The 26276-nt window shown below is 63.6% G+C and carries 21 protein-coding genes, 1 tRNA gene and 1 pseudogene; 6 read left to right on the top strand and 17 right to left on the bottom strand.

Translation table 11 applies throughout. The features are described from left to right. Window positions 1-43: 43 nt before the first annotated feature. The 3 genes from V6765_RS18495 to V6765_RS18485 all read right to left on the bottom strand — a co-directional run bounded on the left by V6765_RS18495 (window position 44) and on the right by V6765_RS18485 (window position 3191). Window positions 44-751, bottom strand: coding sequence for a carbonic anhydrase (locus V6765_RS18495; RefSeq protein WP_448431462.1), 708 nt, complete (start codon window positions 749-751; stop codon window positions 44-46). Window positions 752-928: 177 nt separating this feature from the next. Beyond that, window positions 929-1888: a helix-turn-helix domain-containing protein gene (locus V6765_RS18490; RefSeq protein WP_448431460.1), complete on the bottom strand. Its 960-nt coding sequence runs from the start codon at window positions 1886-1888 to the stop codon at window positions 929-931. Window positions 1889-2039: 151 nt separating this feature from the next. Then, window positions 2040-3191 (bottom strand): CaiB/BaiF CoA transferase family protein, encoded by a 1152-nt coding sequence (locus V6765_RS18485; RefSeq protein ID WP_448431458.1) that lies wholly within the window; start codon window positions 3189-3191, stop codon window positions 2040-2042. 215 nt (window positions 3192-3406) lie between these two features. On the opposite strand from V6765_RS18485, the pseudogene V6765_RS18480 reads away from it, so the two are divergent. Beyond that, window positions 3407-4518, top strand: a pseudogene (locus V6765_RS18480) (AbrB family transcriptional regulator). Window positions 4519-4605: 87 nt separating this feature from the next. Here the strand turns inward: V6765_RS18480 and V6765_RS18475 are convergent. From V6765_RS18475 to V6765_RS18465, 3 genes are all read right to left on the bottom strand, one after another. Next, window positions 4606-4896 carry a HigA family addiction module antitoxin gene (locus V6765_RS18475; protein ID WP_448431456.1) on the bottom strand — a complete coding sequence of 97 codons (291 nt, stop codon included), beginning with the start codon at window positions 4894-4896 and terminating at the stop codon, window positions 4606-4608. Between the two features lie 11 nt (window positions 4897-4907). Then, on the bottom strand, window positions 4908-5189 hold the full coding sequence (locus tag V6765_RS18470; RefSeq protein ID WP_448431454.1) for a type II toxin-antitoxin system RelE/ParE family toxin: 282 nt from the start codon (window positions 5187-5189) through the stop codon (window positions 4908-4910). Window positions 5190-5300: 111 nt separating this feature from the next. Continuing rightward, window positions 5301-5377 (bottom strand) — tRNA-Met (locus V6765_RS18465). A 231-nt stretch (window positions 5378-5608) separates the two neighbouring features. On the opposite strand from V6765_RS18465, the gene V6765_RS18460 reads away from it, so the two are divergent. Next, on the top strand, window positions 5609-6055 hold the full coding sequence (locus tag V6765_RS18460) for a metallopeptidase family protein (protein ID WP_448431452.1): 447 nt from the start codon (window positions 5609-5611) through the stop codon (window positions 6053-6055). 22 nt (window positions 6056-6077) lie between these two features. On the opposite strand, the gene V6765_RS18455 is transcribed toward V6765_RS18460, so the two are convergent. Then, window positions 6078-6719 carry a carbonic anhydrase gene (locus V6765_RS18455; protein WP_448431450.1) on the bottom strand — a complete coding sequence of 214 codons (642 nt, stop codon included), beginning with the start codon at window positions 6717-6719 and terminating at the stop codon, window positions 6078-6080. Window positions 6720-6755: 36 nt separating this feature from the next. Continuing rightward, window positions 6756-7637, bottom strand: coding sequence for a pyridoxal kinase PdxY (gene pdxY / locus V6765_RS18450; RefSeq protein WP_448431448.1), 882 nt, complete (start codon window positions 7635-7637; stop codon window positions 6756-6758). A 212-nt stretch (window positions 7638-7849) separates the two neighbouring features. Between pdxY and V6765_RS18445 the strand changes: the two genes are divergently transcribed. After that, window positions 7850-12631, top strand: coding sequence for an NAD-glutamate dehydrogenase (locus tag V6765_RS18445; protein ID WP_448431446.1), 4782 nt, complete (start codon window positions 7850-7852; stop codon window positions 12629-12631). Window positions 12632-12759: 128 nt separating this feature from the next. Beyond that, a complete protein-coding gene (locus V6765_RS18440) occupies window positions 12760-14088 on the top strand; it encodes an MFS transporter (protein WP_448431533.1) in 1329 nt (442 codons plus the stop codon). Here V6765_RS18440 and purH read toward each other — a convergent pair. The 4 genes from purH to htpX form a co-directional block, all read right to left on the bottom strand. Further along, on the bottom strand, window positions 14069-15685 hold the full coding sequence (gene purH / locus V6765_RS18435) for a bifunctional phosphoribosylaminoimidazolecarboxamide formyltransferase/IMP cyclohydrolase (protein ID WP_448431444.1): 1617 nt from the start codon (window positions 15683-15685) through the stop codon (window positions 14069-14071). The genes V6765_RS18440 and purH overlap by 20 nt on opposite strands. A gap of 139 nt (window positions 15686-15824) precedes the next feature. After that, window positions 15825-17426, bottom strand: a complete 1602-nt coding sequence (locus V6765_RS18430; protein ID WP_448431442.1) for a heparinase II/III family protein — start codon at window positions 17424-17426, stop codon at window positions 15825-15827. Between the two features lie 194 nt (window positions 17427-17620). Then, on the bottom strand, window positions 17621-18985 hold the full coding sequence (locus V6765_RS18425) for an RsmB/NOP family class I SAM-dependent RNA methyltransferase (protein ID WP_448431531.1): 1365 nt from the start codon (window positions 18983-18985) through the stop codon (window positions 17621-17623). Continuing rightward, window positions 18976-19923 carry a zinc metalloprotease HtpX gene (gene htpX, locus V6765_RS18420; RefSeq protein ID WP_448431440.1) on the bottom strand — a complete coding sequence of 316 codons (948 nt, stop codon included), beginning with the start codon at window positions 19921-19923 and terminating at the stop codon, window positions 18976-18978. The genes V6765_RS18425 and htpX overlap by 10 nt, the downstream gene beginning before the upstream one ends. A gap of 221 nt (window positions 19924-20144) precedes the next feature. Between htpX and V6765_RS18415 the strand changes: the two genes are divergently transcribed. Both V6765_RS18415 and V6765_RS18410 read left to right on the top strand, forming a co-directional pair. Beyond that, on the top strand, window positions 20145-20351 hold the full coding sequence (locus tag V6765_RS18415; protein WP_448431529.1) for a DUF1674 domain-containing protein: 207 nt from the start codon (window positions 20145-20147) through the stop codon (window positions 20349-20351). Window positions 20352-20407: 56 nt separating this feature from the next. Further along, complete coding sequence (locus V6765_RS18410; protein WP_448431438.1) at window positions 20408-20863, top strand: thermonuclease family protein; 456 nt, start codon at window positions 20408-20410, stop codon at window positions 20861-20863. Window positions 20864-20866: 3 nt separating this feature from the next. Here the strand turns inward: V6765_RS18410 and V6765_RS18405 are convergent, their stop codons facing one another. The 5 genes from V6765_RS18405 to V6765_RS18385 are packed head-to-tail and all read right to left on the bottom strand — an operon-like array spanning window position 20867 to window position 26170. Beyond that, window positions 20867-21226, bottom strand: coding sequence for a VOC family protein (locus V6765_RS18405; RefSeq protein WP_448431436.1), 360 nt, complete (start codon window positions 21224-21226; stop codon window positions 20867-20869). Between the two features lie 52 nt (window positions 21227-21278). Then, complete coding sequence (locus V6765_RS18400; RefSeq protein ID WP_448431434.1) at window positions 21279-22331, bottom strand: ABC transporter ATP-binding protein; 1053 nt, start codon at window positions 22329-22331, stop codon at window positions 21279-21281. Between the two features lies 1 nt (window position 22332). Beyond that, complete coding sequence (locus tag V6765_RS18395; RefSeq protein WP_448431432.1) at window positions 22333-23628, bottom strand: MGH1-like glycoside hydrolase domain-containing protein; 1296 nt, start codon at window positions 23626-23628, stop codon at window positions 22333-22335. Beyond that, window positions 23625-24872, bottom strand: coding sequence for a carbohydrate ABC transporter permease (locus V6765_RS18390; protein WP_448431430.1), 1248 nt, complete (start codon window positions 24870-24872; stop codon window positions 23625-23627). Before V6765_RS18390 ends, V6765_RS18395 begins: the two co-directional genes overlap by 4 nt. Further along, window positions 24872-26170: a carbohydrate ABC transporter permease gene (locus V6765_RS18385; protein ID WP_448431428.1), complete on the bottom strand. Its 1299-nt coding sequence runs from the start codon at window positions 26168-26170 to the stop codon at window positions 24872-24874. Before V6765_RS18385 ends, V6765_RS18390 begins: the two co-directional genes overlap by 1 nt. Window positions 26171-26276: the final 106 nt, after the last annotated feature.

The following is a 26276-nucleotide window of genomic DNA, read 5'->3' as shown; positions in this document are numbered from 1 at the left end:
GTTTCTTCCGGCGCCGTTTGTGTTTTCAGGGGGCGGTAGGGCGCTACAGAAATTCGACCTTGCCCGTCGCGATATCGTAGACGCCGGCGACCGAACTCAGTTTGCCCGATTCATTCATTTCGCTAAGAATAGGTCCTGTCTCTGCGGCGATGCGGGCGTTGTAGACCGCGTTTTCCGCAGTCGCGGCGGTTAGCAGATCGTCAGGTTGTTGCTGCATGGCATTGTAGACAGCGGGTCGGATGGCATTCACGAGACTCGGCAAGTGGCCCGGCGGCAATTCGTTGTCGCGAATGGAATCGATTGTTGCGCGAATTGCGCCGCAGCTGGTGTGGCCGAGAACCATGACAGTCTGGACGCCGAGAACGGCGGCTGCGAATTCGAGGCTGGCGATCCCGTCCTCATTCAGAAAATTGCCGGCGACGCGCACCACGAACAGCTCGCCCGGCGCCTGATCGAAGATCAGTTCCGGCACCACACGCGAGTCCGCGCAGGCGACGATCGCGGCAAAGGGCGACTGGCCGGCGGCTCTGGTGTTGCGCGTCACCGAGTGGTCGGCATTGTTCGGCGTGTTGGCGACATAGCGCGCGTTGCCGTCCATCAGACGCTGGATCGCCTCATCGGGGGAGGCAGGCGGCGACGACGTTGCCTGCGCAAGGGCGCGGCTGCCGAGGGAAGCCGAAAGCGAAAGCGCCAAACCGCCCATCAGCAAACCGCGGCGGCTGAATGTTCCTGCGTCGCATTGATTGCACATGACATTATCCTCCTGCTGCGGCGTGCGACAGCCGCTTTGACCCTGTTTCGTTATCGGTCCGGAAGGACCGAAAGTGCAGCTCTGTTTCTGATTGCTCCGATACGCTGACAGCGACGGCTAATATTGGCTATCCGATTTCCGCAAAAAACTGGCGAAAGGCAGTTCGGTGTAGACGGTTTATCGCGCGAGCGTGGCCGAGGGCGTCTCGCCGAAAACGCGCTTGTAATCGCCCGCGAACCGGCCGAAATGCAGAAAACCGTGCTGCATTGCCACGCGCGTCACTGTCGTGTCCCGAGGGCTGGCGGCCGCAAGCGCCGCACGCGTCCGGTTGAGCCGCAGCAAACGCAGATAGGCATTGGGCGACATTCCGATATATTCCTGAAAGGCATATTGCAGCCGGCGTTGCGAAACGCCAGTGGCGGCACAGATGTCCACGACCGTCGGCACTCGGTCGCATTCCGCGCAGCTTTCGATATAGGCGCGCGCCAGGCTGCAAACGGCAAAGGCGCGCGCGCGCGCCGCACGCGAAAGCTCTGCATCGCGCTCACTCTGGGCAGCAACCTGCAGGGCTGACTGCATTAGGATGTCTCTTATCGACTCGAAGCTGCATTTCTCATCTTGCTGGCGCCCCGCTTCCGCGCTCAACGCAGCGATATCCGCCGCCAGCGCGTCCTTCAGCGGCGAGGTCCAGCAGCGGATCCTCTCGGGAGCCGCTTCCCAGCGGCGCGGGTTCAGTATCCGCGCGTCCCGGAGGAAGGCTGACTGGTCGAAGCTGAGATAGCTCGTATGAGTACCTTCGGGTACGTAGAGATCGAAACCCGTGTTTGCCGGCAGAAAAAATACGGTGTCCGGATGGTCGCTGCCATGATCGGAAAACCGAAATGCTTCATCCGGGGTGCAATAGGAAAGCGTACAGAGATTGGCCGGCGTCATTCCAACTTTCTGCACCGAGGCCGCCTGATCCTCACGCACGACCTGCTGGTTGCCGAAATCGATGGTCTCCATCCGGCACACGGTTCTGCCGCTACCCAACTGGAAACACTCCATGTCGATCCAGGGCTGCATCGCCGCCTGGTCAGCCGCATATGTCAGCACCGATGAACGCAATACCGGCATATTCGCCGCACTATCAGCCATGCCCGCATCCCTCCGCCGGACAATCCTCCGTCCCCCGCTGCTGGGCAAGACCGGAAAGGTCGCCGCGGCTGGGGCGTCAATCAGCAGAATAGCAGGAAATGAGAGGGAGTGCCCTTCCCATGCGTCCGTGTCCCCTCAGGGCAGCCCGGCGTTAGTCCTTCTTCAGGCTCGCGAGAACCTCGGCAGTATGTTCGCCGAGCGAAGCCGGCGGACGTACGGGGCAGCGTTCGCCGTCGATGCGCCAGGGCGGGGCGGTGAAGGCGACGTCTTCTCCTTGCGGATTTCGGTGCGTGACCACCATCTCGGATGCCGCGGTGCGCGGGTGCGTCAGGGCTTCGTAAAGGCCCAGGACCTCGCCGCCCGGTATGCCGGCAGCCGACAGCGTCTTCAGCAGGTCCGCGCGGTTGTGCTTGCGCAGTTCGCGCTCCAATTCCGGGAGCAGCGCGCCACGGTGCTGCGAGCGCAGGATGTTCGTGGCATAGCGTGGATCATCGGCCATATCGGCGCGTCCGAGCGCCTCGTTGCACAACGATCTGAACTGTCGGTTGTTGCCGACCGCGATGACCAGCGGTCCGTCGGCCGCATCGAACACGCCATAGGGCACGATCGAGGGGTGCGCGTTGCCGTAGCGCGGCGGGTCCGATTTCATCACCAGGGCATCGAGCCCGTAATAGGCGCTGAGCGTAACGCCGCAATCATAGAGCGAGAGATCGATGCGGCGGCCCTGTCCGGTCCGTTGCACCTGAACTAGCGCCGCGAGTATCGCCTGGGCCGCATACATGCCGGTAAACATGTCGACGACCGCGACGCCGAATTTCAGCGGCGGACGCCCGGCCTCGCCATTGATCGCCATCAGGCCGCTCTCGCCCTGGACCACGAGATCGTAGCCCGAACGCTTCGCCTCTTCGCCGGCCCGGTCGTAGCCGGCGATCGAGCAATAGACGATCCGGGGATTGATCTTCAGCAGGTCCTCGAAACCGAGGCCGAAGCGCTCCATCCCGCCCTGCTTGAAATTCTCCACGACGACATCGGCATCGGCGACCAGCGCACGCGCCGCCTCGACCATGTCCGGATCGGAGAGATCGAGCGCGACGGAGCGCTTGTTGCGGTTGAAGGCGTAGTAATAGGTCGTCTCGGTTTCGCCGAGGCGGATTCCCCAGTCGCGCGTGTCGTCGCCGCGCTCGGGATGCTCGATCTTGATCACGTCGGCGCCGAGGTCGCCGAGAACCTGGGTGCCGAGCGGGCCCGCGAGCACCCGCGAAAAATCGACGACTTTTATTCCTTCCAGGGGCAGAGCCGGCATTCCAGGACCTCCGATTGACGCATTGGCCGTCAGCTATTGACTTATTTACCGTCTAGCCGGAAATAAATTCGAATGGCTGTCTTGTCAAATCCGCGGTTCGCATGTTGTGACAAGGAAAAGGGGGAGGCCGCAATGAAAAAAATGTCGAATACCCGTCAGCTCCCGGCCCGGGGCGACAGCCGCCATCTGCAGGCCTGGCGCGACGGCGCGGGAAGATGATCCGATACCTGCCTTACGGCACTCGACTACTGGTCATCTTTGCGGTCGCCGCGGCGGGTGCTTGGGGTGCGGTTGCCGCCGGGATGCCCTTGCCCTGGATGCTCGGGCCGCTTTTTGCGGCGGCGGCGGTTGCAATGGCGAAACCGAAGGTTTTCGGCGCGATCCCGGTGATGCCGACCCCGCTGCGCAATGTCTTCATTCCCATCATCGGCCTCATGATCGGTTCGCAGGTCACGCCCCAGACGATCATGCATATGGGAAAGTGGTGGCCGTCGCTGCTTCTTGTTATTCCGTTCGCGCTCGTGACGCAGATGATCAGCTATGTACTGCTGAAACGGCTGGGCGGCTAGATCGCGCGACAGCCTTCTTCGCCTCCTCGCCGGGCGGCGTCGTGGAGGCGGTGATCATCAGCGAGCGGTTCAACGGCGATCCGACTCTCACGGTGGTGCAGCATCTGGCGCGGATTTCGCTTGCGGTCACCATCATTCCTCTGCTGCTGACCGTCTATGTCGGCCATCCCGTCGGCAGCGCCAGCGGGGCAAGCGCGCCGGCGGCGGTGAACCCGATCGGGGTGCTGGATACCCTGCTGATGGCGGCCGCCGCCTTCGTGGGCGCCTATGTTGCCCGCAAGATCCGCCTGCCGGCAGCCAACATGATCGGTCCGATGATCGCGAGCGCCGCGCTGCATTCGACCGGGCTCACATTCGCGCTGATCCCGACATCGCTCATCCAGGTCACCCAGCTCATCATCGGCGCCAGTCTTGGCGGACGGTTCGCCGCGGTCGACATGCGCACGCTCTACAGGTCGGTATTGCTGTCGCTACCGTTGATCGTCGTTTCCCTGTCGGTGGCCGTGGCGGCGGGTCTTACGGTTTCGATGCTCGGATACAATTCCGTGATCGTCGGTTTCATTTCCTTCGCGCCGGGCGGCGTGACGGAAATGGGCCTGATCGCGGTTTCAATCGACGCCGACCCGGTCTACGTCGCCTGCCACCATATCGTCCGCATATTCACGGCCGTCCTGTTCCTGCCCCTGATCTACCGCTTCGTGATTGTCCCCACGCGCGAACGCAAAGGGTTTGGGACATCGGAAGATGCCGGCGGGTGACTGAATTTTCCGAGATACCAAGCCGTAATGGCGTGCCCGCAAGGCCGGGGATTTTCATGTAGAAAGCTTGCCGGCGTTTTCGGAGGCTCACGCCGCTTCCAAGGGCCGGATGTGCGAAACGTCGACGACCTTGCTTGCTTCAGCGAGATCGTAGGCGCGTTGCATGTTGAGCCAGAACTCAGGTGTATTGCCGAAGAAGGCGGACAGGCGCAGCGCCGTATCGGCGGTCAGGGAAGTTTCGCCCTTCACGAGCCGCTCGATGCGTGTGCGTGGAACGCCGAGGCGCTTTGCCAGCGCGCCAGCGCTCATGTTCAACGGTTTCAGAAACTCCTCGTCGAGGATTTCGCCGGGGTGTATCGCGAAAGCAAGCAGGGTCACGGCTATCTCCTTCAATGGTAGTCGACGAATTCAACGTCTTCCGCGTTGCCGTCCACCCAGCGAAAGCAGAGGCGGAACTGGTCATTTACGCGGATCGAATATTGCCCGGCCCGATCAGCCTTCAGTGGTTCAAGACGATTGGCCGGCGGAACCCGCAGATCGTCAAGTGTCTCGGCATTTTCGAGCATGAACAGCTTGCGCCGCGCGACCTTGAGCAGATCAGCAGGAAACCCCTTCGGGCTTTTCCCCTTTGCGACCTGCTCCGTCACCTTGTCCCTGAACGATCGGATCATCGCTGGCTATGTATCATACCGTGATACAATTTTCAAGCAGGAAGAGCGCTCACCGGCAGACGCGAAAAGGCGCAACGCATAGGTGATTTCCGACTAAGTTGTTGAATTTTTTGGTAGCGGAGGAGGGATTTGAACCCCCGACACAAGGATTATGATTCCTCTGCTCTAACCTACTGAGCTACTCCGCCAACCTGCGCACCGTCGGGCGGTGACAAGGGGTCCGGCGCTTTGCGCGGGACGGGGCGTTATTAGGGCCTGCGGCAGGGGGTGTCAAGCGTCAAGGGCGGGATTTCCAATCGGTTTGCAGACGACATTTTCGCGCCCGGCGCGCCACGTCGATCCGGCGCGGCGATGCCGGCATATTCTTTGCTCGAAATCTCCGGCGAAAAGGCCTATATGGGCCGGGCGAAGGAGCTCATATGGCGATTGAAAACAAAAGCGAGGACTGGCAGGGGCGCTATTCGCCCAGTCTTGAAAGCGTGGAATCGCTTGCGATCGAGGCCTATGCCAGATTGCCCGAGGCGTTTCGGGCGCTGACCGGCGACCTCGTGATCGAGATTGCCGATTTTCCGAGCGACGAAATCTTCGAGGACATGGCGCTGGAAACGCCGTTCGATCTGCTCGGCCTGTTCGAGGGGCGTGGCGTTTCGGAACGTTTCACAATGGAAACCGGCGAGATGGTCAACAGGATCACGCTCTACCGCCGGCCGATCCTCGATTACTGGGCTGAAAACGAGGAAACGCTTGGCGACATCGTCAGCCATGTTCTGATCCACGAGATCGGCCATCATTTCGGCCTGTCGGATGACGACATGGAGCGGATCGAGGCAAGCGTCGACGACGACGCGGACGACGCCCGGCGCTGACGCGCCGGACGGTTTTTGATCTTTAGTCCGGGCGGATGAAATCGCCGGTCTTGTTGTCCATCACCCACAATTCGCCCGATGAAATGTCGAACCAGGCGCCGTAGAGCTTCAGCTTGCCCTGTTTCTCGGCCTCCTTCACATTGGGGAAGGAGCGCAGGTTGGAAAGCGAGTTGCGGATCGATATCCGCTCCAGCGCGGTCTGGCGCTCGCTTTCCGTCATGATCGAATTGGAATTGATCTGGGCGGCGGCGGGCTTCAGCAGGTTGGTCCACTTGCCAATGAAATCGCCTGGCGACAGCGGATCGGCGTTGGGCGAAAGTGCCGCATGGATTCCGCCGCAGCGGCCATGGCCGAGCACCACGATATTCTTGACTTTCAGGCCCTCGACCGCGAATTCAAGGGCGGCGGACGTGCCGTGATACTGGCCGTCCGGCTCATAGGGCGGCACCATGTTGGCGACATTGCGAACCACGAACAGCTCGCCCGGGCTGGCATCGAAGATCATTTCCGGCGCGGCGCGGGAATCGCAGCAGGCGATGAACAGCGTCTGCGGCTTCTGACCTTCCTCGGCAAGCTGGCGATAGCGGGCGCGCTCCTCGACATAGCGTCCGGACATGAAGTTCTTGTAGCCGTCGAGAAGGGGTTTCGGGAAAGAGTCCGTCATTCTGCCGTCCTTATTTTCGGGCGCCGTGCCAGCGCGTCAGTTTCTTTTACGTCGCCGGGCGGGATGCATCAATTGACGCTGGCCAATTTTTGCAAAGGGCGCCCTCAGGCTTTGCGCATCCTTTTCCGGCATCAACTCGTCCGCGCTTTCGCGCACCGCGCGCGTCAGCGTTTCAAATACGGAAGCAGTGGATTTTTCAAGCGCTTCGGCCGGCGGCTTTCCGGCAAGCCTTGCGGCCAGAAACAGCGCGGAGAACAGGTCGCCGAGCCCGTTTGGCGGGTTGTCGACGCGCTGATGCTCGGCAAGCAGCGCCTGCCTGCGATCGACGAACAGCGCCGCGACGCCCTGCTTCAGCATGGAATGCGCCGAGGTGACCACGACTTCCGCCGGCCCGAGTGCAAGTGCTGCATCGATTGCGGCCGTGTTGTCTTCAAGCGTGCGCCCTGAAAGCCAGGCGAGCTCGAAACGGTTGGGCGTCGCGATATCGGCGAGCGGCAGAAGCCGGTCGCGGATCGCGCGGGCGATGTCTTCGCCAACATAAAGCCCGCCCTCATCGCCGATCACGGGATCGCAGAGATAGATGAGGTCGGGATTTTCGGCGCGCAGGTTTTCCACCATTTGCGCGATTGCATCGGCCTGCGCCGCGCTGGCGAGATAGCCGCTGATGACGGCGCGAACCTCTCCGCGCCAGCGGCTTGCGCCAAGTTCTCCGAGCGCCGTCGCGAAAGCCTCGCCTTCAAATTGCAGCCTTGTGGCGCGCCCGTGGCCCGGGTGCCAGGGCAGCACGACGGTGGGCACGGACCATGTATTGTAACCAAGAGTTTCCAGTGCAAACACGATGGCGCGGTTGCCAATCTTGCCGCGCATGACGTAGCTTGAAATCGCGATAACGGCGCCGTCGGGCATGTCGAAAGTCATAATGGGCCCCATTGAAGCCTGGGCTGAATGCAACCAAAACGATAAAACGGCGAAATTGTTTTGTCATTCGCCTCAATTACGCTCTAAATCGCCTATTGGAGCAAGCTGTCAAGCGGCTGTCATGGCCGCGGCGTTAAACGGTATCCCAATGGCGCGGAAAATCGCCCAAAATAGCGGCTCGATCCGCTGACATAAAATAAGCTGGAGGAAACATGGACACCAAAGCCGACCAGAAGCGCAAGTCCCTGATGCAGCAGGCCGAGCGCCTCGCCAGGGAGGCCAACAAGGCTTACATCAACCCGGCTTTCATGTTCGACCATGCCAGTCCCGAGGATCTGGAGCGCTACACGCCCGAAGCGATTGCGGCCGCCGCATACCACGCGGCCCACGAGATCGCGGCCTATGACGGCGGCGACGCGCGGGTCACGATCGGCGCGGTCGAAGGCATCGCGCCGGAAGGTATTGCAACCGATGTGATCACGGTCACCGACCGCAACATGCCGTTCATCTATGATTCGGTGATGGCGGAGATCGCGGAATTCACTAATGATTTCATGCTGGCCGTTCACCCGATCCTGGTCGTCACGCCGGGACAGGCGCCGGTGGCGTTTTCATCCGACATCGAGCATGCCGAGGACGACCGCATCAGCCATGTCCAGGTCCATGTCCGCCAGCTCGCGCCGGAAACGCGCGCGCGGTTGAAGGCGCAGCTCGAATATATCCTGAACCATGTTCGCCTCGCGGTCGCCGGCTGGCCGGAAATGCTGGCCAAGCTCGAAACGGCGATGAACGAAATCAAAACCCGCGCCCCGGCTGCCGTCGCGGATGCCCGGGAGGAGGCGCTTGCCTTTCTCGCCTGGCTGCGCGATGGCAATTTCACCTTCCTCGGCATGCGCGAGCTTGTCTATCTCAAGGATGCGGATGGCGCGCGGGTCGAGCATGTGCCGGATGCGGCGATCGGCATCCTCTCCGATCCGGAAATGCGGGTGCTGCGGCGCGGCCCCAATCCCGTGGTCTCGACGCCGGAAATCATCGGCTTTCTGGAAAGTCCGAAACTGCTTCTGGTGACCAAGGCCAACACCACCTCCACGGTTCATCGCCGCGCGTATATGGATTATATCGGCGTCAAGCGTTTCGGCGAAAACGGCGAGGTGGTCGGCGAACTCAGGATCGTCGGCCTGTTCACCTTCACCGCCTATACCCAGTCGGCGGTGCGCATTCCGCTCTTGCGCGCCAAGATCGCGGATGTCACCCGCCGCTTCGGTTACGAACCGAAGAGCCATGCGGGCCGGATGCTGCAGAACATTCTGGAATCCTATCCGCGCGACGAACTGTTCCAGGCCCCGGTGCCGCTGCTTGCCGATTTCTGCGAGCAGATCATGGCGATTGCCGACCGGCCGCGCATCCGGGTGCTGAGCCGGATCGACAATTTCGACCGTTTCGTCTCGGTGCTCGTCTATGTACCGCGCAACCTTTATGATTCCCGCCTGCGCGAGAAGATCGGCGACTATCTGGCCAGCGTCTACAAGGGCCGGGTGTCCGCCTATTATCCCTCGTTTCCCGAGGGGCGTTCGGCGCGGGTGCATTTCATCATCGGGCGGCGCAGCATGGACAAGACGCCGGACGTGCCGCAGGCCGAACTCGAGGCCGAGGTCACAAGGCTTGCCGCCGACTGGACGGAGCGGTTCAAGGAACTGGCCGGTCCCGGCGCGCCGGAGATCGAGGCAAACGAGGCCTATCACGAGGCCTTCTCCCCGGATGAGGCCTATGCTGATCTCGGGCTGATCGGCGACGCGGCCAAGAAGGGCATGCGCATCGATTTCTACCGCGACCGACATGAGGAAGAGGCGGAGGTGCTCCGTCTCAAGATTTTCCACGGGGGCTCCCATGTGCCGCTGTCGCGGCGCGTGCCGCTTCTGGAAAATCTCGGCTTCTCCGTCGTCTCGGAGCGGACCTTCGAACTGGAATATGCCGAGAGCGGCGCTGCCAGCACCGAGGTTGTCCTCCACGACATGGAACTGCTGGTCGAAAGCGATGTCGATCTGGAGGCCGATGGCGACCGTCTGGAAGAAGCCTTCGTCGACGCCTTCCAGGGCGCGATCAGCAATGACAGCTTCAACCGGCTGGTTCTGCTGGCGCGGCTCAGCGGGCGTCAGGCCAACGTGTTGCGCGCCTATGCGCAATATCTGCGCCAGGCCGGCGTCAACTACACCGGAGACTATATCGCCCATTCGCTCTGCCAGTATCCGGTTATCGCGCGGGCCCTGTTTTCCATGTTCGAGACAGCCTTCAACCCCGCACTTTCCGATGACGCCCGCAGCGACGGCATGAAAAGCGCCCGCGGCACGATCACGGAAGGGCTGGAAGGCGTGCCGAATATCGATGACGACCGCATCCTGCGGCTGTTCGTCAAGCTGATCGACGCGACGCTCAGGACCAATTATTTCCAGACCGACGAGAACGGCGCGCCGCGGCCAAACCTCGCCTTCAAGTTCGCCTCGCAGTCGCTTGCCATCCTGCCGCAGCCGCGGCCGTTCCGCGAGGTCTATCTCTACGGCCCGCAGGTGGAAGGCGTGCATCTGCGCTTCGGCAAGGTCGCGCGCGGCGGGCTGAGATGGTCGGATCGCGGCCAGGACTACCGCACCGAGGTGCTGGGGCTGGTCAAGGCCCAGCAGGTGAAGAACGCCGTGATCGTGCCGGTCGGCGCCAAGGGCGGCTTCTACCCGAAGAACCTGCCGGTCGGCGGCAGCCGCGAGGAGGTGTTCAACGCCGGACGCGAGGCCTACAAGAGCTATATCCGCACCCTTCTGTCGATAACCGACAACATCATCGACGGCGAGGTGGTGCCGCCGAAGGACACGGTGCGCGCCGATGAGGACGATCCCTATTTCGTCGTCGCCGCCGACAAGGGGACGGCGACCTTCTCGGATACCGCCAACGCGCTGGCGCAGGAGGCGGGCTTCTGGCTCGACGACGCCTTCGCCTCCGGCGGTTCGGCGGGCTACGACCACAAGAAGATGGGCATTACCGCGCGCGGCGCCTGGGAGGCGGTGAAGCGGCATTTCCGCGAGATGAACATCGATATCCAGACCACGCCGTTCACCGTGGCGGGCGTCGGCGATATGTCGGGCGACGTGTTCGGCAACGGCATGCTGCTGTCGGAACAGATCCGGCTGGTGGCCGCCTTCGACCACCGCGATATCTTCATCGACCCCGATCCTGATCCGGCAACGGGCTTTGCCGAGCGCAAGCGGCTGTTCGACCTGCCGCGTTCGAGCTGGCAGGATTATGACCGGGAGAAGCTGTCTGCGGGCGGGATGATCATCTCCCGCAACGAGAAATCGGTCCGGTTGACGCCCGAGGCGGCCGCAGCGATCGGTCTCAAGGCGGAGGAGTATTCGCCGTTCGATGTGATGACCGCGATCCTCAAGAGCGAGGTCGATCTGCTCTGGTTCGGCGGCATCGGCACCTATATCAAGGCCGCCGGCGAGACAAATGCCGAGGTCGGCGATCGCGGCAATGACGCGATCCGCATCAATGCCAACGAGCTTCGCGTCAAGGTGATCGGCGAGGGCGCCAATCTCGGCGTCACCCAGAAGGGCCGCATCGCCTTCGGGCTGAAGGGCGGGCGCTGCAATTCCGACGCAATCGACAATTCCGCCGGCGTCAACTGCTCCGACGTCGAGGTCAACATCAAGATCGCGCTGGCCTCCGCAATGCGCGCCGGCCGGCTTTCGCGCGAGGACCGCGACCACCTGCTGGCGGAGATGACCGAGGCGGTGGCCGAAATCGTGCTCGAAAACAACTATCTCCAGACGCTGGCGATCTCGCTCAGCACCCGCGAGGGGCTGCAGAGCCTGCTGTCGCTGTCGCGGATGATGGACGTGCTGGAGCGCGAGGGGCATCTCGACCGCGCCGTGGAAATGCTGCCGGACGAGGAGGCGCTGAAGACGCGCCGCCAGGCCGATCAGGCGATGACGCGGGCCGAAACCGGCGTGCTGCTCTCCTACGGCAAGATCGTGCTGTTCGACCAGATCCTGGAAAGCGGTCTGCCGGACGATCCCTATATGGAGCCGGTGCTTTACGACTACTTCCCGGAACGCATGCGCAAGGCATTCTCCGACGATATCGCCGGCCACCGCCTGCGCCGGGAAATCATTTCCACCGGGCTTGCCAATGACGTTATCAACCGCGGCGGTCCGGAATTCGTGATCAACGCCTGCGACATGACGGCGGCGACGCCGGCCGAGGTGGTCAAGGCCGCGATCATCGCCCGTGACGGTTTCGCGATGGAGGATGTCTGGCAGGCCGTCCATGCGCTGGACGGCACGATCGATGGCGATGTCCAGAACGCGATCTATGCGCAGCTTCGCTATCTGTTCCGGATTTTGACCCATCTTCTGCTGCGCAACGGGCTGGCCGAAGGCGATATCGCCGGGTCGGTCAAGAAGCTGCGCGATGCCTTCTCGCTGTTCGAGACGGATATCGAGGGTCTGCTGCCGGAGGCGCGGGCCGAGTGGCTGGCGGACCAGGAGGCCGGCTGGCGGCAGGCCGGCGTGCCGGAGACGCTGTCGCGGCGGCTCGCGCATCATCTGGCGATGATGTTCGTGCCGGAGGCGCTGCAGATCGCGAGCCGCAGCGGCCACAGCCTGGAAAAGGCCGCCAGGGCCTATTTCGAGGTGACGCGGATGTTCTACGTCTCGCCGCTGCTCTCTGCGGCGGCCCGGATGAGCCCGACCGACTTCTACGATTCGCTGGCGCTCGCCCGTTCCATGGACCAGATTTCCGCAAGCCGGCGCGATCTCGCCGCCAACGCGCTGATCGGCCATGGCGAGGCGGAAGAACCCGTCGAGGCCTGGCGCGAGGCGCATGCCCAGCGTGTGCTGCAGGTCACCGATCAGCTTTCGCGTCTCGCGGCGTCGGGCGATCCGACCATCGCCAAGACGACCGTGGCGGCCGGCCTGCTCAGCGATCTGGCGCGCGATCTCATCTGAGCGCTTGCGAAACGCCTGTCGCCATTCTATCGGATAATGGCAGGCGTGGATAAGGGGCGACGGGGTTGACACTGGCTGAGGGCGAGGCGGACGAACGCGCGGCGGGCCGGTCGGGCATCCTTGGCTGGATGTTTTTCGACTGGGCGGCGCAGCCCTTCTTCACGGTGATCATCACCTTCATCTTCGGCCCCTATTTCGTGGCCTCGCTCGGCCCGGACAAGGTGGCGGGCCAGACGGCCTGGGCGAATGCGGCGACGGTGGCGGGCGTGGTGATCGCGCTTACCGCCCCGCTGGCCGGCGCGCTGTCGGATTCAACCGGCGGCAACAAGCGCTTCATCGGCAGCCTCGCCATCATCCAGATCGCGGCGCTGTGCATGCTCTGGCAGGCCGCGCCGGGGAGCGGCTATTTCTGGCCGGCGGTGATGATCGTGCTCGCCACGGTGGCCGCCGAGCTCTCGGTGGTCTTCAACGACGCCATGCTGCCCCGTCTGGTCGAGCGGGGCGCGATCACCCGGATTTCCAACGACGCCTGGGGGATGGGCTATCTCGGCGGCATGATCTTCCTCATCCTGTTCCTGCTGTTCCTCTCCGCCGATCCCGATACCGGCCTTACCATCCTCGGCAATCCGCCATTGTTTGGGCTGTCGGCCGCCGAAGGCGAGCCGGCGCGCCTTGCCGGGCCGCTTTCGGCGCTGTGGTATCTGGTGTTTCTGATGCCGATGATCCTGCTGACGCCCGATCATGTGAAAACCGGCGCGGCGGGGAGACGGTTGAAGGGCTGGCTTGCGGACTTTTTCGCGACCCTTGTCAGCCTCAGGAAGCGTCCGGCGCTGTTTCGCTTCTTTGTCGCGCGTATGCTCTATATGGACGGGCTCAACGGTCTGCTGATCCTGGGCGGCGCGTTTGCCGCCTCCATGTTCGACTGGTCGATCACCGAGATCGGCATCTACGGCATGATCCTCAACGTCGCCGCCATTTTCGGCTGCTTCTGCGCCGCCCGTATCGGCACGCGCTTCGGGGCAGGGCGGGTGGTGATCGTCACCCTTTCGATGCTGATCTTCGCGACCCTGGGCGTGGTGTCGACAAGCGTCGATGCCACGGCGTTCGGCCTGGTGCCGCTTGCGCCGGCTGGTACCGGGCTGTTCTCGTCGGGCGCGGAAAAGGCGTTCCTGTTTTATGGCGTGATCATCGGCCTGGCATTCGGGCCCGTGCAGGCGGGCTCGCGCGCGTTTCTGGCGCGGGCGGTGGACCGCGCTGAAGCCGGCCGCTTCTTCGGCCTGTTCTCGCTCACGGGTCGGCTGACGAGCTTCATGGCGACCGCGGGCTTCGCGGTGCTCACAAGCTGGACGGGCTCGCCGAATATCGGCATGGCGAGCCTGCTTGTGTTTCTGGTCGCGGGGCTGGCGCTGTTCGTGCCGGCGGCCGTGGCCGTGGCCGTCAGTGACGGAAAGTCCTGACGCCGGTGAACACCATCGCCACGCCATTGGCGTTGGCGGCGTCGATCACCTCCTGATCGCGGATCGAGCCGCCCGGCTGGATCACGGCGGTGGCGCCTGCGGCGACGGCTGACAGAAGGCCGTCAGCAAACGGGAAGAAGGCCTCCGAGGCAACCGCCGAACCGCGCGTCATCGGCTCGGGCCAGCCGGCGGCCTTGGCGGCTTCCTCGGCCTTGATGCCGGCAATGCGGGCACTATCGATGCGGCTCATCTGGCCGGCGCCGATGCCGGCGGTCTGGCCGTCCTTCACATAGACGATCGCGTTCGACTTGACGTGTTTGGCGATCGCGAAGGCCATCTTCATGTCCTCAAGCTCGCGGTCGGTCGGCGCGCGTTCGGTGACCACGTTGAGGGCGATCTCGTCGATCATCGCGGTATCGCGCGACTGCACCAGGAAGCCGCCGGCAACCGTCTTGAAATTCATGCCGCGGGCGCGCGGATCCGGCAGGCCGCCGGTGGTGAGCAGGCGCAGGTTCTTCTTGGCGGCGAGGATTTCGCGGGCGGCATCATCGGCGTCGGGCGCGATGATCACCTCGGTGAACAGCTTGACGATCTCCGACGCGGTCTCGGCATCGAGCGTGCTGTTGAGCGCGACGATGCCGCCGAAGGCCGACTGGCTGTCGCAGGCAAGCGCCCGCTTGTAGGCCTCGGCAAGCGTCCCGGCCCGCGCGACGCCGCAGGGGTTGGCGTGCTTGATGATGGCGCAGGCAGGCGCCATCTCCGGCGGAAACTCCGCGACCAGTTCGAAGGCCGCGTCGGTGTCGTTGATATTGTTGTAGGAAAGCTGCTTGCCCTGATGCTGGACGGCGTTCGCCACGCCCGGGCGCTTGTCGCCGGTGACGTAGAAGGCCGCCGACTGGTGCGGGTTTTCACCATAGCGCATCTCCTGGCGCAGCGTGCCGCCAAGCGTCATATGGCGCGGGTTTTCCAGCGACAGCGCCTCGGCGAACCAGCCGGAGATCGCGGCGTCATAGGCGGCGGTGCGGGCATAGGCGCGGGCGGCGAGCGTCTGGCGCAGGGCATAGGGCACGGCGCCATTGCCGGCTTCGATCGCCTCGCGCACCTCGTCGTAATCGGCCGGGTCGGTGATGACGGTTACATAGGCATGGTTCTTGGCCGCCGCGCGGATCATCGCCGGGCCGCCGATATCGATGTTTTCCACCGTCGTCGGATAGTCGCCGCCGGCGGCGCGGACTTCCTCGAACGGATAGAGGTTGATGACCGCGAGATCGATGCCGGAAATGCCGTGCTCGCGCATTGCCGCCTGATGCTCCTCGTCGTCCCGGATTGCCAGCAGGCCGCCATGGACATTCGGATGCAGCGTCTTGACGCGACCGTCCATGATCTCGGGAAAGCCGGTGACGGCTGAAACGTCGGTCACCTCAAGGCCGGCCTCGGCCAGCGCCTTGTGGGTGCCGCCGGTCGACAGCAGCCTGATCCCCTGCGCCGCAAGCGCGCTCGCGAATTCGACGATGCCGCTTTTGTCGGAAACCGAAAGCAGCGCGGTTTTCACGGTGACGAGATCGGGTGCGGGAATTTTCTTGGAGGCGACAGCCATGGCGATGTCCTTCGGGCGGTCGCTGCGGAGGGCGCAGCGCTGAAATACGGGGATACCTGCGGCGCTTTAGCATGGCGCGCGGGAATTATAAACCGCTGCCCGAAGGGCTTCTCGCTGTGTCCACTTATAAGAAGTCGCCTCAGTCCAGACGTTTGAATTGCCAGGCGATGTCGGCGTGTTCGGCGATGTCGGCGGTGATCACGATCTGGTGCGAGGCTCTGGCGCCCGTGCTTGCGGCGAAGAAGACGTCGTCTTCGATTTCAGGCGCAAAGCCCGGGGCGGAAAACAGCCAGCTTTCATTGTCCGGCGCGGTCATGAAGATCGTGTCGGCATCCTCCCGCATCGTCCAGATCGCCGGATGGAGGTGGAAGCGGATGGTGGCGACATGGCCGTCGCGGGCAAGCGGCAGGGCGTCGTGCGGGCGGCGGAACCGGTCGATGCCGGAGATCGTGCGCCCGTCCGGCGACAGCGCAAGGCTGCGTTCGCAATAGAGCCGGAACCGCGACAGATAGCCGTCATGGCGCATGACGAGGCGGTCATCGCCGCGCTCGTCCTCATCCCGTTCAACTGCGATATGGCGCAGGCCGCCAAAGGCGACGGGGCCGAGAAACGTCGAGCGGGAGAACCGGATCGAGGAGTGGTCGTCGATCGTGACGGTGGAATGGGCGGCGGTGGCGCGCGCCATGCGGGCCGCATCGCCGCGCGGGGCGGCGGGAACGCCGGCATTGACGATGAAACGGTTCCTGCCGGATGACAGTTCGAAGGCGGTCGCGCTGGCATGGGCGGTCTTCGACAGATGCGCGGAGAGCGGCTTGCCGGCATCGACGAGCAGCACGGTACCGCCAGCCTCCAGCCGCTGGAAACCGGTATGGGGCAGGGCCTTGAATCCGGCGCTGCCGATCTCGTCATAGCGCAGAAGCGCCGATAGCGCGGTCGAGGGCACCCGGCCCGAGCCGTTGAAAAGCGCAAGCTCGCCATCGCTGTGGCGGAAGAAGTTCAGCGCCGCATAGGCCCGGTCGATGCTGGCGAGCAGGCGCTTGGGCAGCGGCTGTTCGAGATTGATGTAGGTCTGCCTGAGCGGCAGCAGGCCGAGCAGAAGCCGCAGCAGCGCGTCGGGGCAGCGCGAGACATGGCCGCCATCGGGAAGGATCTGGCGGGCAAGCTCGTCATCAAGCCGCTGCCGCGCCTCGGCTTTGCGCCGGTCGGAAAGATCGAGGCTGATCGAGGCCATCGCAAGCGTCATGGCGACCTGCAGCTTTAGCTCGTCGCGCGCCATGCCGCGATACCGCCGGCGCAGCAAGCGCTCGTGGCTGATGACGGCATCGATGAAACGGCGGTAGAAGGCGGCGTCCGCGCCCTTGAGAATGACGGTGGAGTGGCAGAGCCAGGCGTTGAGCCGGATCGCCACCGTTTCCGTCGCAAAGCTCGGGCCCGTTCGCGTGCGGTGGCGGCGCAGGAAGCTCAGCACCGCGGCGCGGGCGAACTCGTTCGCGCTGCTGTCGCGCTGGGTTCTCAGATGCCTCAGCCAGCCGAAGCCGGACACGATCCGCTCGAAGTTCGGGCTCGGCATTTCGCAGGAGAACAGCGGTCGGCCTTCCGTCAGCAGGAGCTCGCCGGTAAAGGCGAAGCGGCCGGAGACGATGTCCTCGCCTTCCAGCGGATCGGCGATGCGCAGGTCTGTGGGCGCGACAAGCAATTGCGGCGTTGCGCCGCCGGGCCAGCGCGGCAATGGCAGCGACAATACGGCCGCCCTGGCGCGCCGGAGGGATTCCTCGGCGTACAGAAAGGCATATCGTGCGATTTCCGCGCCCGGAAAAACCAATTTCAGACCCTTTTTGTTTGTTTCGTTCGCCGGAAACCGGCATGACCCGACCTTACGGGGTAGCGCAAGAGCCTGAACACTTGCTTAACAGGTTGTGCTACGTCAGTTTTTGCTTACCCGTCTGTGCGCCGGAGCGCGACGGCGTAGAAGCCATCGAGGCCGGTCTTGCCGTCAAGCATGGCCGCCGGTGTGGTCCGGATCGCGCCCTGGGGATCGAAGAACGGCACAAGCGCGTCCGGTTTTCCGGCCGGGAACGCCGCGCGCTCGGCGGGTGCGCCCTCGGCCAGGAGCCGCTCGACGACGGTCTCGCCTTCCAGCGGATCGAGCGAACAGTTGGAGAAGATCACGATGCCGCCGGGGCGCACCAGATCGAGCGCGCGCCGCGCCATGGCATATTGCACCTCCGCCAGCTTTTCGATGTCGGAGAAATCCTTGGTCCAGAACACGTCCGGATGCCGGCGCGCGGTGCCGGTGGAAGAGCACGGCGCATCCAGAAGGGCGGCGTCGAAGAGCGTTTCCGGCTGGTATTCCATCATGTCGGCGGCGATGGTTTCGGCGGAAAGCTGCAGCCGGGAAAGGTTCTGTTCCAGCCGCCGGAGCCGGCTTTTGGAGCGTTCCAGCGCAGTCACCTGGCCGCCCTGCATGATCAGTTGCGCGGTCTTGCCGCCGGGGGCGGCGCAGAGGTCGATCACGCGCTGGCCCGTGAGATCGCCGAACAGCGTTGCGGGGATCGCGGCGGCTGCATCCTGCACCCACCATTCCCCCTCGGCAAAGCCATCCATGTCCGATACGGCGCCGGAGGGCGCATCGAGGCGGATCGTGCCGGTGGACAGAACCGTGCCGCCAAGCCGCGCGGCCCAGCCTTCCAGGTCGGATTTGACGGAGATATCGATCGTCGGCGGCTGAAGCTGGGCGCGGCCGATGGCGTGGGCGGTATCCGCGCCATAGACGGCGGTCAGCCGCTCCGCGAACCAGTCGGGGATCGGGCTGACGCCTTCAAGTTCGTCCAGGATTTTCGCCTTGCGGCGCGTCATGCCGCGCAGCACGGCGTTGACGAGACCGGCAAAGCGCTTGTTGCGCGGATCGGCATTGGCCTGTTCCACGGCGATATCAACGGCTGAGTGATCGGGCACGTCGAGATAGAGGATCTGCGCGGCGGCGATCGCCAGCACATGCGACAGCGCCCGCGCGCCGCCCGGCAACGGACGGTCGAGCAGCGAGGCGATCGCCTGATCGATCATCGGCTTGTGACGGAGCGTGGTCAGCACCAGCGCGCGGGTGAGCGCCCGGTCGGCGGGGCCGAGCGCGCGATAGGCGGCATTGCCGTGTTCGGTGTCGATCATGCCGTCGAGCGGCGTCTTGCGGTCGACCACGGCGGCGAGGATTTTGGAGGCGGCGGCGCGGGCTGCGTAGCCGGGCTTATCGGTCGGACGGTCCTTTTTCGGGGCCGTCCGCTTCATGTCATCATTCAAGACCAGGGACCTTTGAAGGGCGGTTCATTGCCGTTGCCGGTGTTGGGAACCGACTGCGATCTGCGGGTCGCTGTAGCAGGCCGGTAGCCCTGCGTCGAGGTCTGCCCCATGCTTGCGGCCTGATCGCGCAGTGCCGCGATCCGGTTTTCGGTGTTGGGGTGGGTCGAAAACAGATTGTCCATGTTCTGACCCGAAAGCGGGTTGATGATGAACATGTGCGCCGTCGCCGGGTTGCGCTCGGCGCGCTCATTGTGGATCGCCTGGGCGCCGTGATGGATTTTCTGTAGCGCCGAGGCAAGCGCCATCGGGTTGCCGCAGATCTCGCCGCCGCGCCTGTCGGCCGAATATTCGCGGGTGCGGCTGATCGCCATCTGCACAAGTGCTGCCGCCATCGGGGCGACGATCATCATCAGCAGAACGCCGACAATGCCGAGCGGATTGTCACGGCCGCGCCCGAAGAAGAAGGCGAAATTGGCGAGCATGGAGATTGCGCCGGCAAGGGTCGCGGTGATCGTCATGGTCAGCGTGTCGCGATGCTGGACGTGGGCGAGCTCATGAGCCATCACGCCCGCCAGTTCTTCGCGGGAGAGCATTTTTACAATGCCGGTCGAAGCGGCGACGGCCGCGTTTTGCGGGTTGCGCCCCGTGGCAAACGCATTCGGCTGCGGGCTGTCATAGAGATAGACCTTGGGCATGGGCAGACCGGCGCGGCCTGCAAGTTCGCGCACCATGCCGTAAAATTCCGGCGCCGTGCGCTCGTCGACCTCCTGGGCGCCATACATCTTCAGCACCATGCGGTCGGAATTCCAGTAGGAGAAAACGTTCATGGCGGCGGCGACGAGGAAGGCGATTACCATGCCGCTCTGGCCGCCGAGCATATAGCCGATGCCCATGAACAACGCCGTCATCGCGGCGAGCAGCATGGCGGTGCGAACGAAATTCATGTCCTGGTCTCCTGAAGCGACAATGAGGAACTCTTCAGATTGGTTGAAGCTTGCCCTATAATTGGGGCATGGTCGCGCATATATCAATATTGCGGCGACCGCGGGATTTGCGGGATTTGATTGGCGAGAGACGTGGCATGACAGACGGAAACGACGGCAACAGCAACGAAAACGATATCGCCGGCCTGCCATCGGCAGCCGATCTGGCGGCGCTGACGTCGATGCCGGAAAAGCCCGCTGACGAGCCCGACGCGCAGCACCGCGACCTGCCCGAAGCCGCCAAGCGGGCGCTTGCCGAGGCCGAGGAACGTCGCCGCGAGGCCGCACGCGCGGCCGGCAAGCCGGCAACCGAACTCGGTGGCCGCGGCGGACTGGACCCGGCCCGGTTTGGAGACTGGGAGATCAAGGGTCGTGCAATCGATTTTTAACTATGGGTAAAAATTCCTATTGATGCGGCGGAAGCAAAGGAATAAATTCCTTTGTCATGAATCACCCCTTTTCCACATGCGCCCTGTTCTGCGCCGTTTTCCTGTCGCTGCCGCCTGTCGCCGGCGCCGTCGAGATATTCGCCGGGCCGGTGAGCGCTGAGGTCGTGCGGGTCGTCGATGGCGATACGATCGCGGTCGAGGCGCGGCCCTGGCCGGGGCAGATCATCGAGACGCTTGTTCGGGTGCGCGGGGTGGATACGCCGGAGCTCCGCTCGTCCTGCGGGGCCGAGAAGGAAGCGGCCAATATCGCGAAGGACTATGTGATCTCGCTGCTGCACGAGGGCGACCGGGTGGAGTTGCGCGAGATCGCGGGCGACAAGTATTTCGGCCGCGTGGTCGCAGATGTCGGCGTGCCGGAAAAGGGCGATCTCAGCACATTGCTGCTGACCGGCGGCTACGCCATTCCCTATGACGGCGGACGCAAGACGCCGTTTGTGTGCCCGTCTTCCTGACGCTCACGCCGAGTCGGCGTGGACGAGGATGTTGAGCAGCAGGCCATCGGGATCGCGCACGAAGAAACGACGCACGCCCCAGGGTTCATCGGCGGGACCATAGGCGAGGGCAAGTCCCATCGCCTCCACCCGGGCGAGGGTCTCGTCAAGATCATCGACCTCGATGGAAAGATCGGGCACCGGCGTGCCGGAACCGCCTTCGCTCGCGAAGGCGATCTGGACCAGCGCGCGTTCGTCGGATGCCAGGGTGACGATCCAGCCGTGATCCATCACCGCCTTCAGCCCCAGCAATTCCTCATAGAAGCGGCGGCGCTCCGTTATCGACTGTGTGGCGATGTTGGCAACGATCCGCTTGACGGTCATGACGCCTCCCTGGCCTTTTTCAATTGCGCGCGGGGCCGGCGATGCGTCCGGGTCAGATCGAGGCCCCTGATTCATCGAAAAAGTGTAATTTTTCCGACCGGAATTTCAACCCGACTTGCTTGCCGCGCATGCCGGCCTCGATTTCCGCCACGCGCACGATCAGGCGGCCGGCGGTGCCGCAATCAACATAGAGGAAGGTGTCGGAGCCGAGATATTCGTCGATCTCGACTTTGCCGGTGACCTGCCCCTCTCCGGGAGCGACGACGTCGATATGTTCGGGACGGATGCCGAGCGATGTCGGCGCATCGCCTGTGCCATCCGGCAGCGCGCCGCCGCCATGGCCCTCGATGGCGTATTTCCCGTCCCCGCCGGTACACGGCAGGATGTTCATCTTCGGCGAGCCGATGAATTGCGCAACGAACAGGTTGTCGGGTTTTTCGTAGAGTTCGCGCGGCGTCCCGATCTGCATGATCCTTCCGTCCTTCAGCACCACGATCCTGTCGGCAAGCGTCATCGCCTCGACCTGATCATGGGTCACGTAGATCATTGTCGTGCCGAGCGTTTCGTGGAGGCGGGCGATCTCGAAGCGCATCTCGACCCTGAGCGCGGCATCAAGGTTTGAAAGCGGCTCGTCGAACAGAAAACCCTTCGGCTCGCGCACGATCGCGCGGCCAATCGCGACGCGCTGGCGCTGGCCGCCGGACAGCGCCTTGGGGCGGCGGTCGAGATAGTCGTCGAGTTTGAGGATTTCGGCGGCGCGGCCGACCTTTTCCTCGATTTCCGATTTCGGGCTGCCGGCTGTCTTCAACGAGAACCCCATGTTTTCGCGCACATTCATGTGCGGGTAGAGTGCGTAGGACTGGAACACCATGGAAAGCCCGCGCTCCGACGGCAGCCGGTCGGTGACGTCGTCGCCGTCGAGCAGGATACGTCCGCGGCTGGTCTCCTCGAGGCCGGAAATCATCCGGAGCAACGTCGATTTTCCGCAGCCGGAGGGGCCGACGAAGATCACGAACTCGCCATCGGCAATCTCGAGGTCGATGCCCTTGATGACCTGCAGGTCGCCGAACCATTTTTCCACGTTTTCGAGCTTGATCGCGCCCATATCAGTCTCCTTCCGCCTGCAGCATGTCGTCGCCCATGGCCCAGGCGAGATGAATGGCCGCCGTCCAGGTAAACAGCTTTCCGCCCAGACCCTCACCGGAAAGCGGGTCGAAATATTCGTAGAAGCCGGATTTTTCCACCGCCTTGCGGGTGTCGGCCCGAAGCCGTTCGGCAAGCGCCATCTCGCTCTTTTCGGCAAGGCCGAGGCCGATCATGTAGTTAACGACCGACCAGATCGGCCCGCGCCAGTAGCGTCGGCTTTCGAACTGGTCGTCGCGCGGGTCCCAGCTTGGGAAACCATAGGTGCAATTGTCGAGAATGGCGGCGATTTCGGCGATCGAGCGCCCCTGCTGGTCGGGTGTACCGGCATCGGCGTAGAGCGCCATGGCCGACGCATTGGTAAAGGCGGTCGAGAGCCCGCCGGAGCGCAGGTCCTTCGCAACGAAGCCGCCGACCGCATCGCTCCAGAAGCTTTCGCAGCCTTCCTTGGAGCGCTTCAGCCACGCCTCGCATTCATCGCGGATGCCGGGCTCGCCGAATTCGCCGGCAAGTTCGGCAAGGTCGCGGTCGCCGCGCATCAGCGCGAACTGGACGCAGGGATCGACCATGAAGAACGGGCCGTTGCGGGCGATTTCCAGATGATCCCATCGGCATTCATGGCCGAATTTCACGATGGCGAGATAGCGGTTATATTGCTCCGCCGTCGGGCGTTCGGACGGGTCGACATGGGTGATGTCGCGGCGCGGCAGGTCGCCGAGATCCTCGGGCACGGCCACCTGCGCCATGCCGATATCCCAGTCCGGGCAGTTGTCGCGGCCGGATTCCCACGGATGGATGATGCCGACCACGCCGGTCTCATCCGGGTCTCGATAGGTGTGGAACCAGCGATGCCACCGGACGAGCTTTTCGAACAGCGCCTCGGCCCGCGCGCGATCCATCGCGCCGCCGGTCTTCATCATCGTCAGCATCGCGCTTGCGGCGACCGGCGGCTGGGAATGGCCGGAGGAGGGGGGCACGGTGTTGGATTTCCACATTTCCGGGCCGGGAAAATAGTCCGGATCGGTCTTGTGGAAGATGATATGCGGCACCATGCCATCGGCCCACTGGCCGGAAAACAGCGTTTCGATTTCTGCCCATGCACGGTCGCGGTCGAAGGTGGCGAAGCCGAGCGCCGCGAATACGGAATCCCATTCCCACTGATAGGGGTAGAGCCGCGCGGTCGGCACGGTGTAGCCGCCGCGATCGTTCATGCGCAGGATGTCGATGGCCTGTTGTTTCAGCGAGCTATGCATGCTCATCCTTTCACGCTGCCGGCCGTCAGCCCCGCCACCAGGAAGCGTTCGAACCAGAGGAACACGACCAGCACCGGCACGGTGGCGATCACCGCGCCCGCCATCAGATGTTGGCGCGGCACCTCGGACGAATTGAGCGAGACGACGCCGCGCGAGAGCGTGAACATGTTGATGTCGTCGAGGAACATGAAGGCGAACAGGAACTCGTTCCAGGCGATCATGAAGACGTAGAGCGCGACCGAGGCGAGCGCGGGGAGCGCAAGGGGAAGCGTGATCTTCAGGATCACGCCCGGCCGCTTCAGCCCGTCCATAAGCCCGGCCTCCTCCAGTTCGGAAGGCAGGCCGCGGAAATAGCCCTGTAGCATGTAGAGCGCGACGGGAATGGTGGTGGCCGGGTAGACGATCATCAGCCCGAACAGCGAGTTTCTGAGCCCGATCTGGGAGAAGGCGGAATAGAGCGGGATCACCAGCACGATCGCCGGCACCATGTAGATCAGCAGGATCGAGCGTGACAGGAAGTTCTGGCCGGGGAACCTGAGCCGCGCCACGGCATAGGCGCCGGGCACGGCGAAAACAAGCGTGATCACGACGGTGGCGACCGAGACGATCGCCGAATTCATCAGGAACGTGCCGAAGTGATAGGTGGTGAACAGCTCGATATAGGAGCTGAACAGGCCGGAAAGCCCCTGTGACAGATCGATCGAGAGATCGAGCGGGTTGGAGACCAGCGATTGCTGGCTCTTGAAGCTCGTCATCACCATCACATAGAAGGGCAGCGCCACGACGATGGTGAACAGCGTCAGCCCGAGACCCTTCATGAACCGCAGGAACACGACTTCCAGATGATAGCGGCCGATATTGCCGGCGGGCTGATCATGAAGCGCCGCCACTATCGACCAGCATAAGGCGGCGATGAAGGCGACAAGCGCGATCAACTGATAGAGCGTGGAGTAGAGCAGCGACAGGCCGAAGGGCTCGCCGAAGGTCACGATCATCAGCACCGCGAAGATGGCGATGGCCACGATCGCCTTAAGCCGTGTGCCGCGCGCCTTCGGCCGGTCGCGGGTTTTCACCGGCGATAGTATGTATATCGCTGCGGCCACCGCGCCGGCGAGCGAGGCCACCCACACCTGCGGCGCGCTCGCCTCGCCGGCAAACAGCGTGTAGATCAGCCCGATGACGACCATCCAGACCGCGCCCCAGAAAGCGCCGAGAAGGATGGCCGCGATGAAACCGGTTCCGATACGCATCAGCCCTCATCCTGCGGTGAGAATTTGAAGAACAGCAACGCGAACGCCAGAAGCACGACGAACACCACGACTGCGACCGCAGCGCCCGCGCCGAGATTGGAGACGGCAAAGGCCTGCTCATAGACATCGACCGTCAGCGTGCGGGTGCCGGCCGCGCCCCCGGTCAGAAGGAAGATGTCGTCGAACTTGTTGAAGGTCCAGATGAAGCGCAGCAGGAACAGCACCGCCAGAATGCCGACGAGCTGCGGCAGAGAGATGTACCAGAACTGCTGCAGCGGCGTCGCGCCGTCGATCTCGGCCGCCTCGTAGACATCGGTGGAAAGCGCCTGCATCCGCGCCAGAATGAACAGGAAGGACAGCGGGAAATAGCGCCATGCTTCAAAGGCGATCACCGTCGTCAGCGCCACCGGGAAATTGAAGGTGAGGCCGAACACGGAGATCGGGATATCGCGCTGGCCGAAGAAATCCACCGGCGCGCCGATCATGCCGGAGCGCACCAGGAGCGCGTTGAGCGTGCCCGAATAGGGATCGAGCAGGATCACCCAGGTGAAGGCGACAGCGATGACGGGGGCGACATAGGGAAACAGGAACAGGCCGCGCAGCGCCGTGCGCCCGCGAAAGCTCTGGTTCAGAAGCTGTGCGGCGAACAGGCCCAGCACCAGCGCGCTCGCCGTGCCGAACACGGTGTAATAGAAGGTGACCCGCAGCACCTTCCAGAAATCCTGCGAGGAGAAGATGCGGGCGAAATTGTCGAGCGTGAACTCGAAATTGGTCAGGATGTTTTCCGCGCTGCCGAAGGGCGCGGGATCGCTGTCACGCGGGCTGACGGGCGTTTGAAGATAGGCCGTGTCGGCGATCACCTGAAGGCGGATATTATCGCGGAATTTCGGCGGCAGATCGCCGAGCGTGCAGCTCACCTGCCGGTCCTCGACCACGCAGCGCTCATCAACGCCGGTCACCGTCAGGCCATCGGGCACGATGTCCACGAAGCCCGCCTCGTAGATCGAGGCATCCTGCGAGGTGTTGCGCAACCGGTATTCGAGCTCCACCGCATCGCCGGCGTTTTCGATATCGCCGCGAATGCGCTCGTTGATGTTGAGCTGCGGCGGGCGCAGGTCGGAGAGCTGGACCGGCTTGAACGAGATCCAGAAATTGGCGATCAGCGGCATCAGCACGACCGCGAGCACGATGAGGAAGGTCGGCGCGAGCATGGAATAGGCAAAACGCATCTCGCGCCTTGCCATGCGGCCTATGGTCTTGGGCGGCCCCTTCGGCGTCGTTTCGGTTGTGTCTGTCATGCGATCGTTTCCGGCCTGGAGACTGTTCGCGCCCCCGGCGGGGACGCGCTGCAGGAGCGGCCGGGCGGTTCAGAAGTCCCGCCCGGCGGTTTTCCCGAAAGGGCAA

It is taken from the genome of Martelella sp. FOR1707, from assembly GCF_053484265.1.
This window is presented reverse-complemented; position numbering and strand designations above follow the sequence as displayed.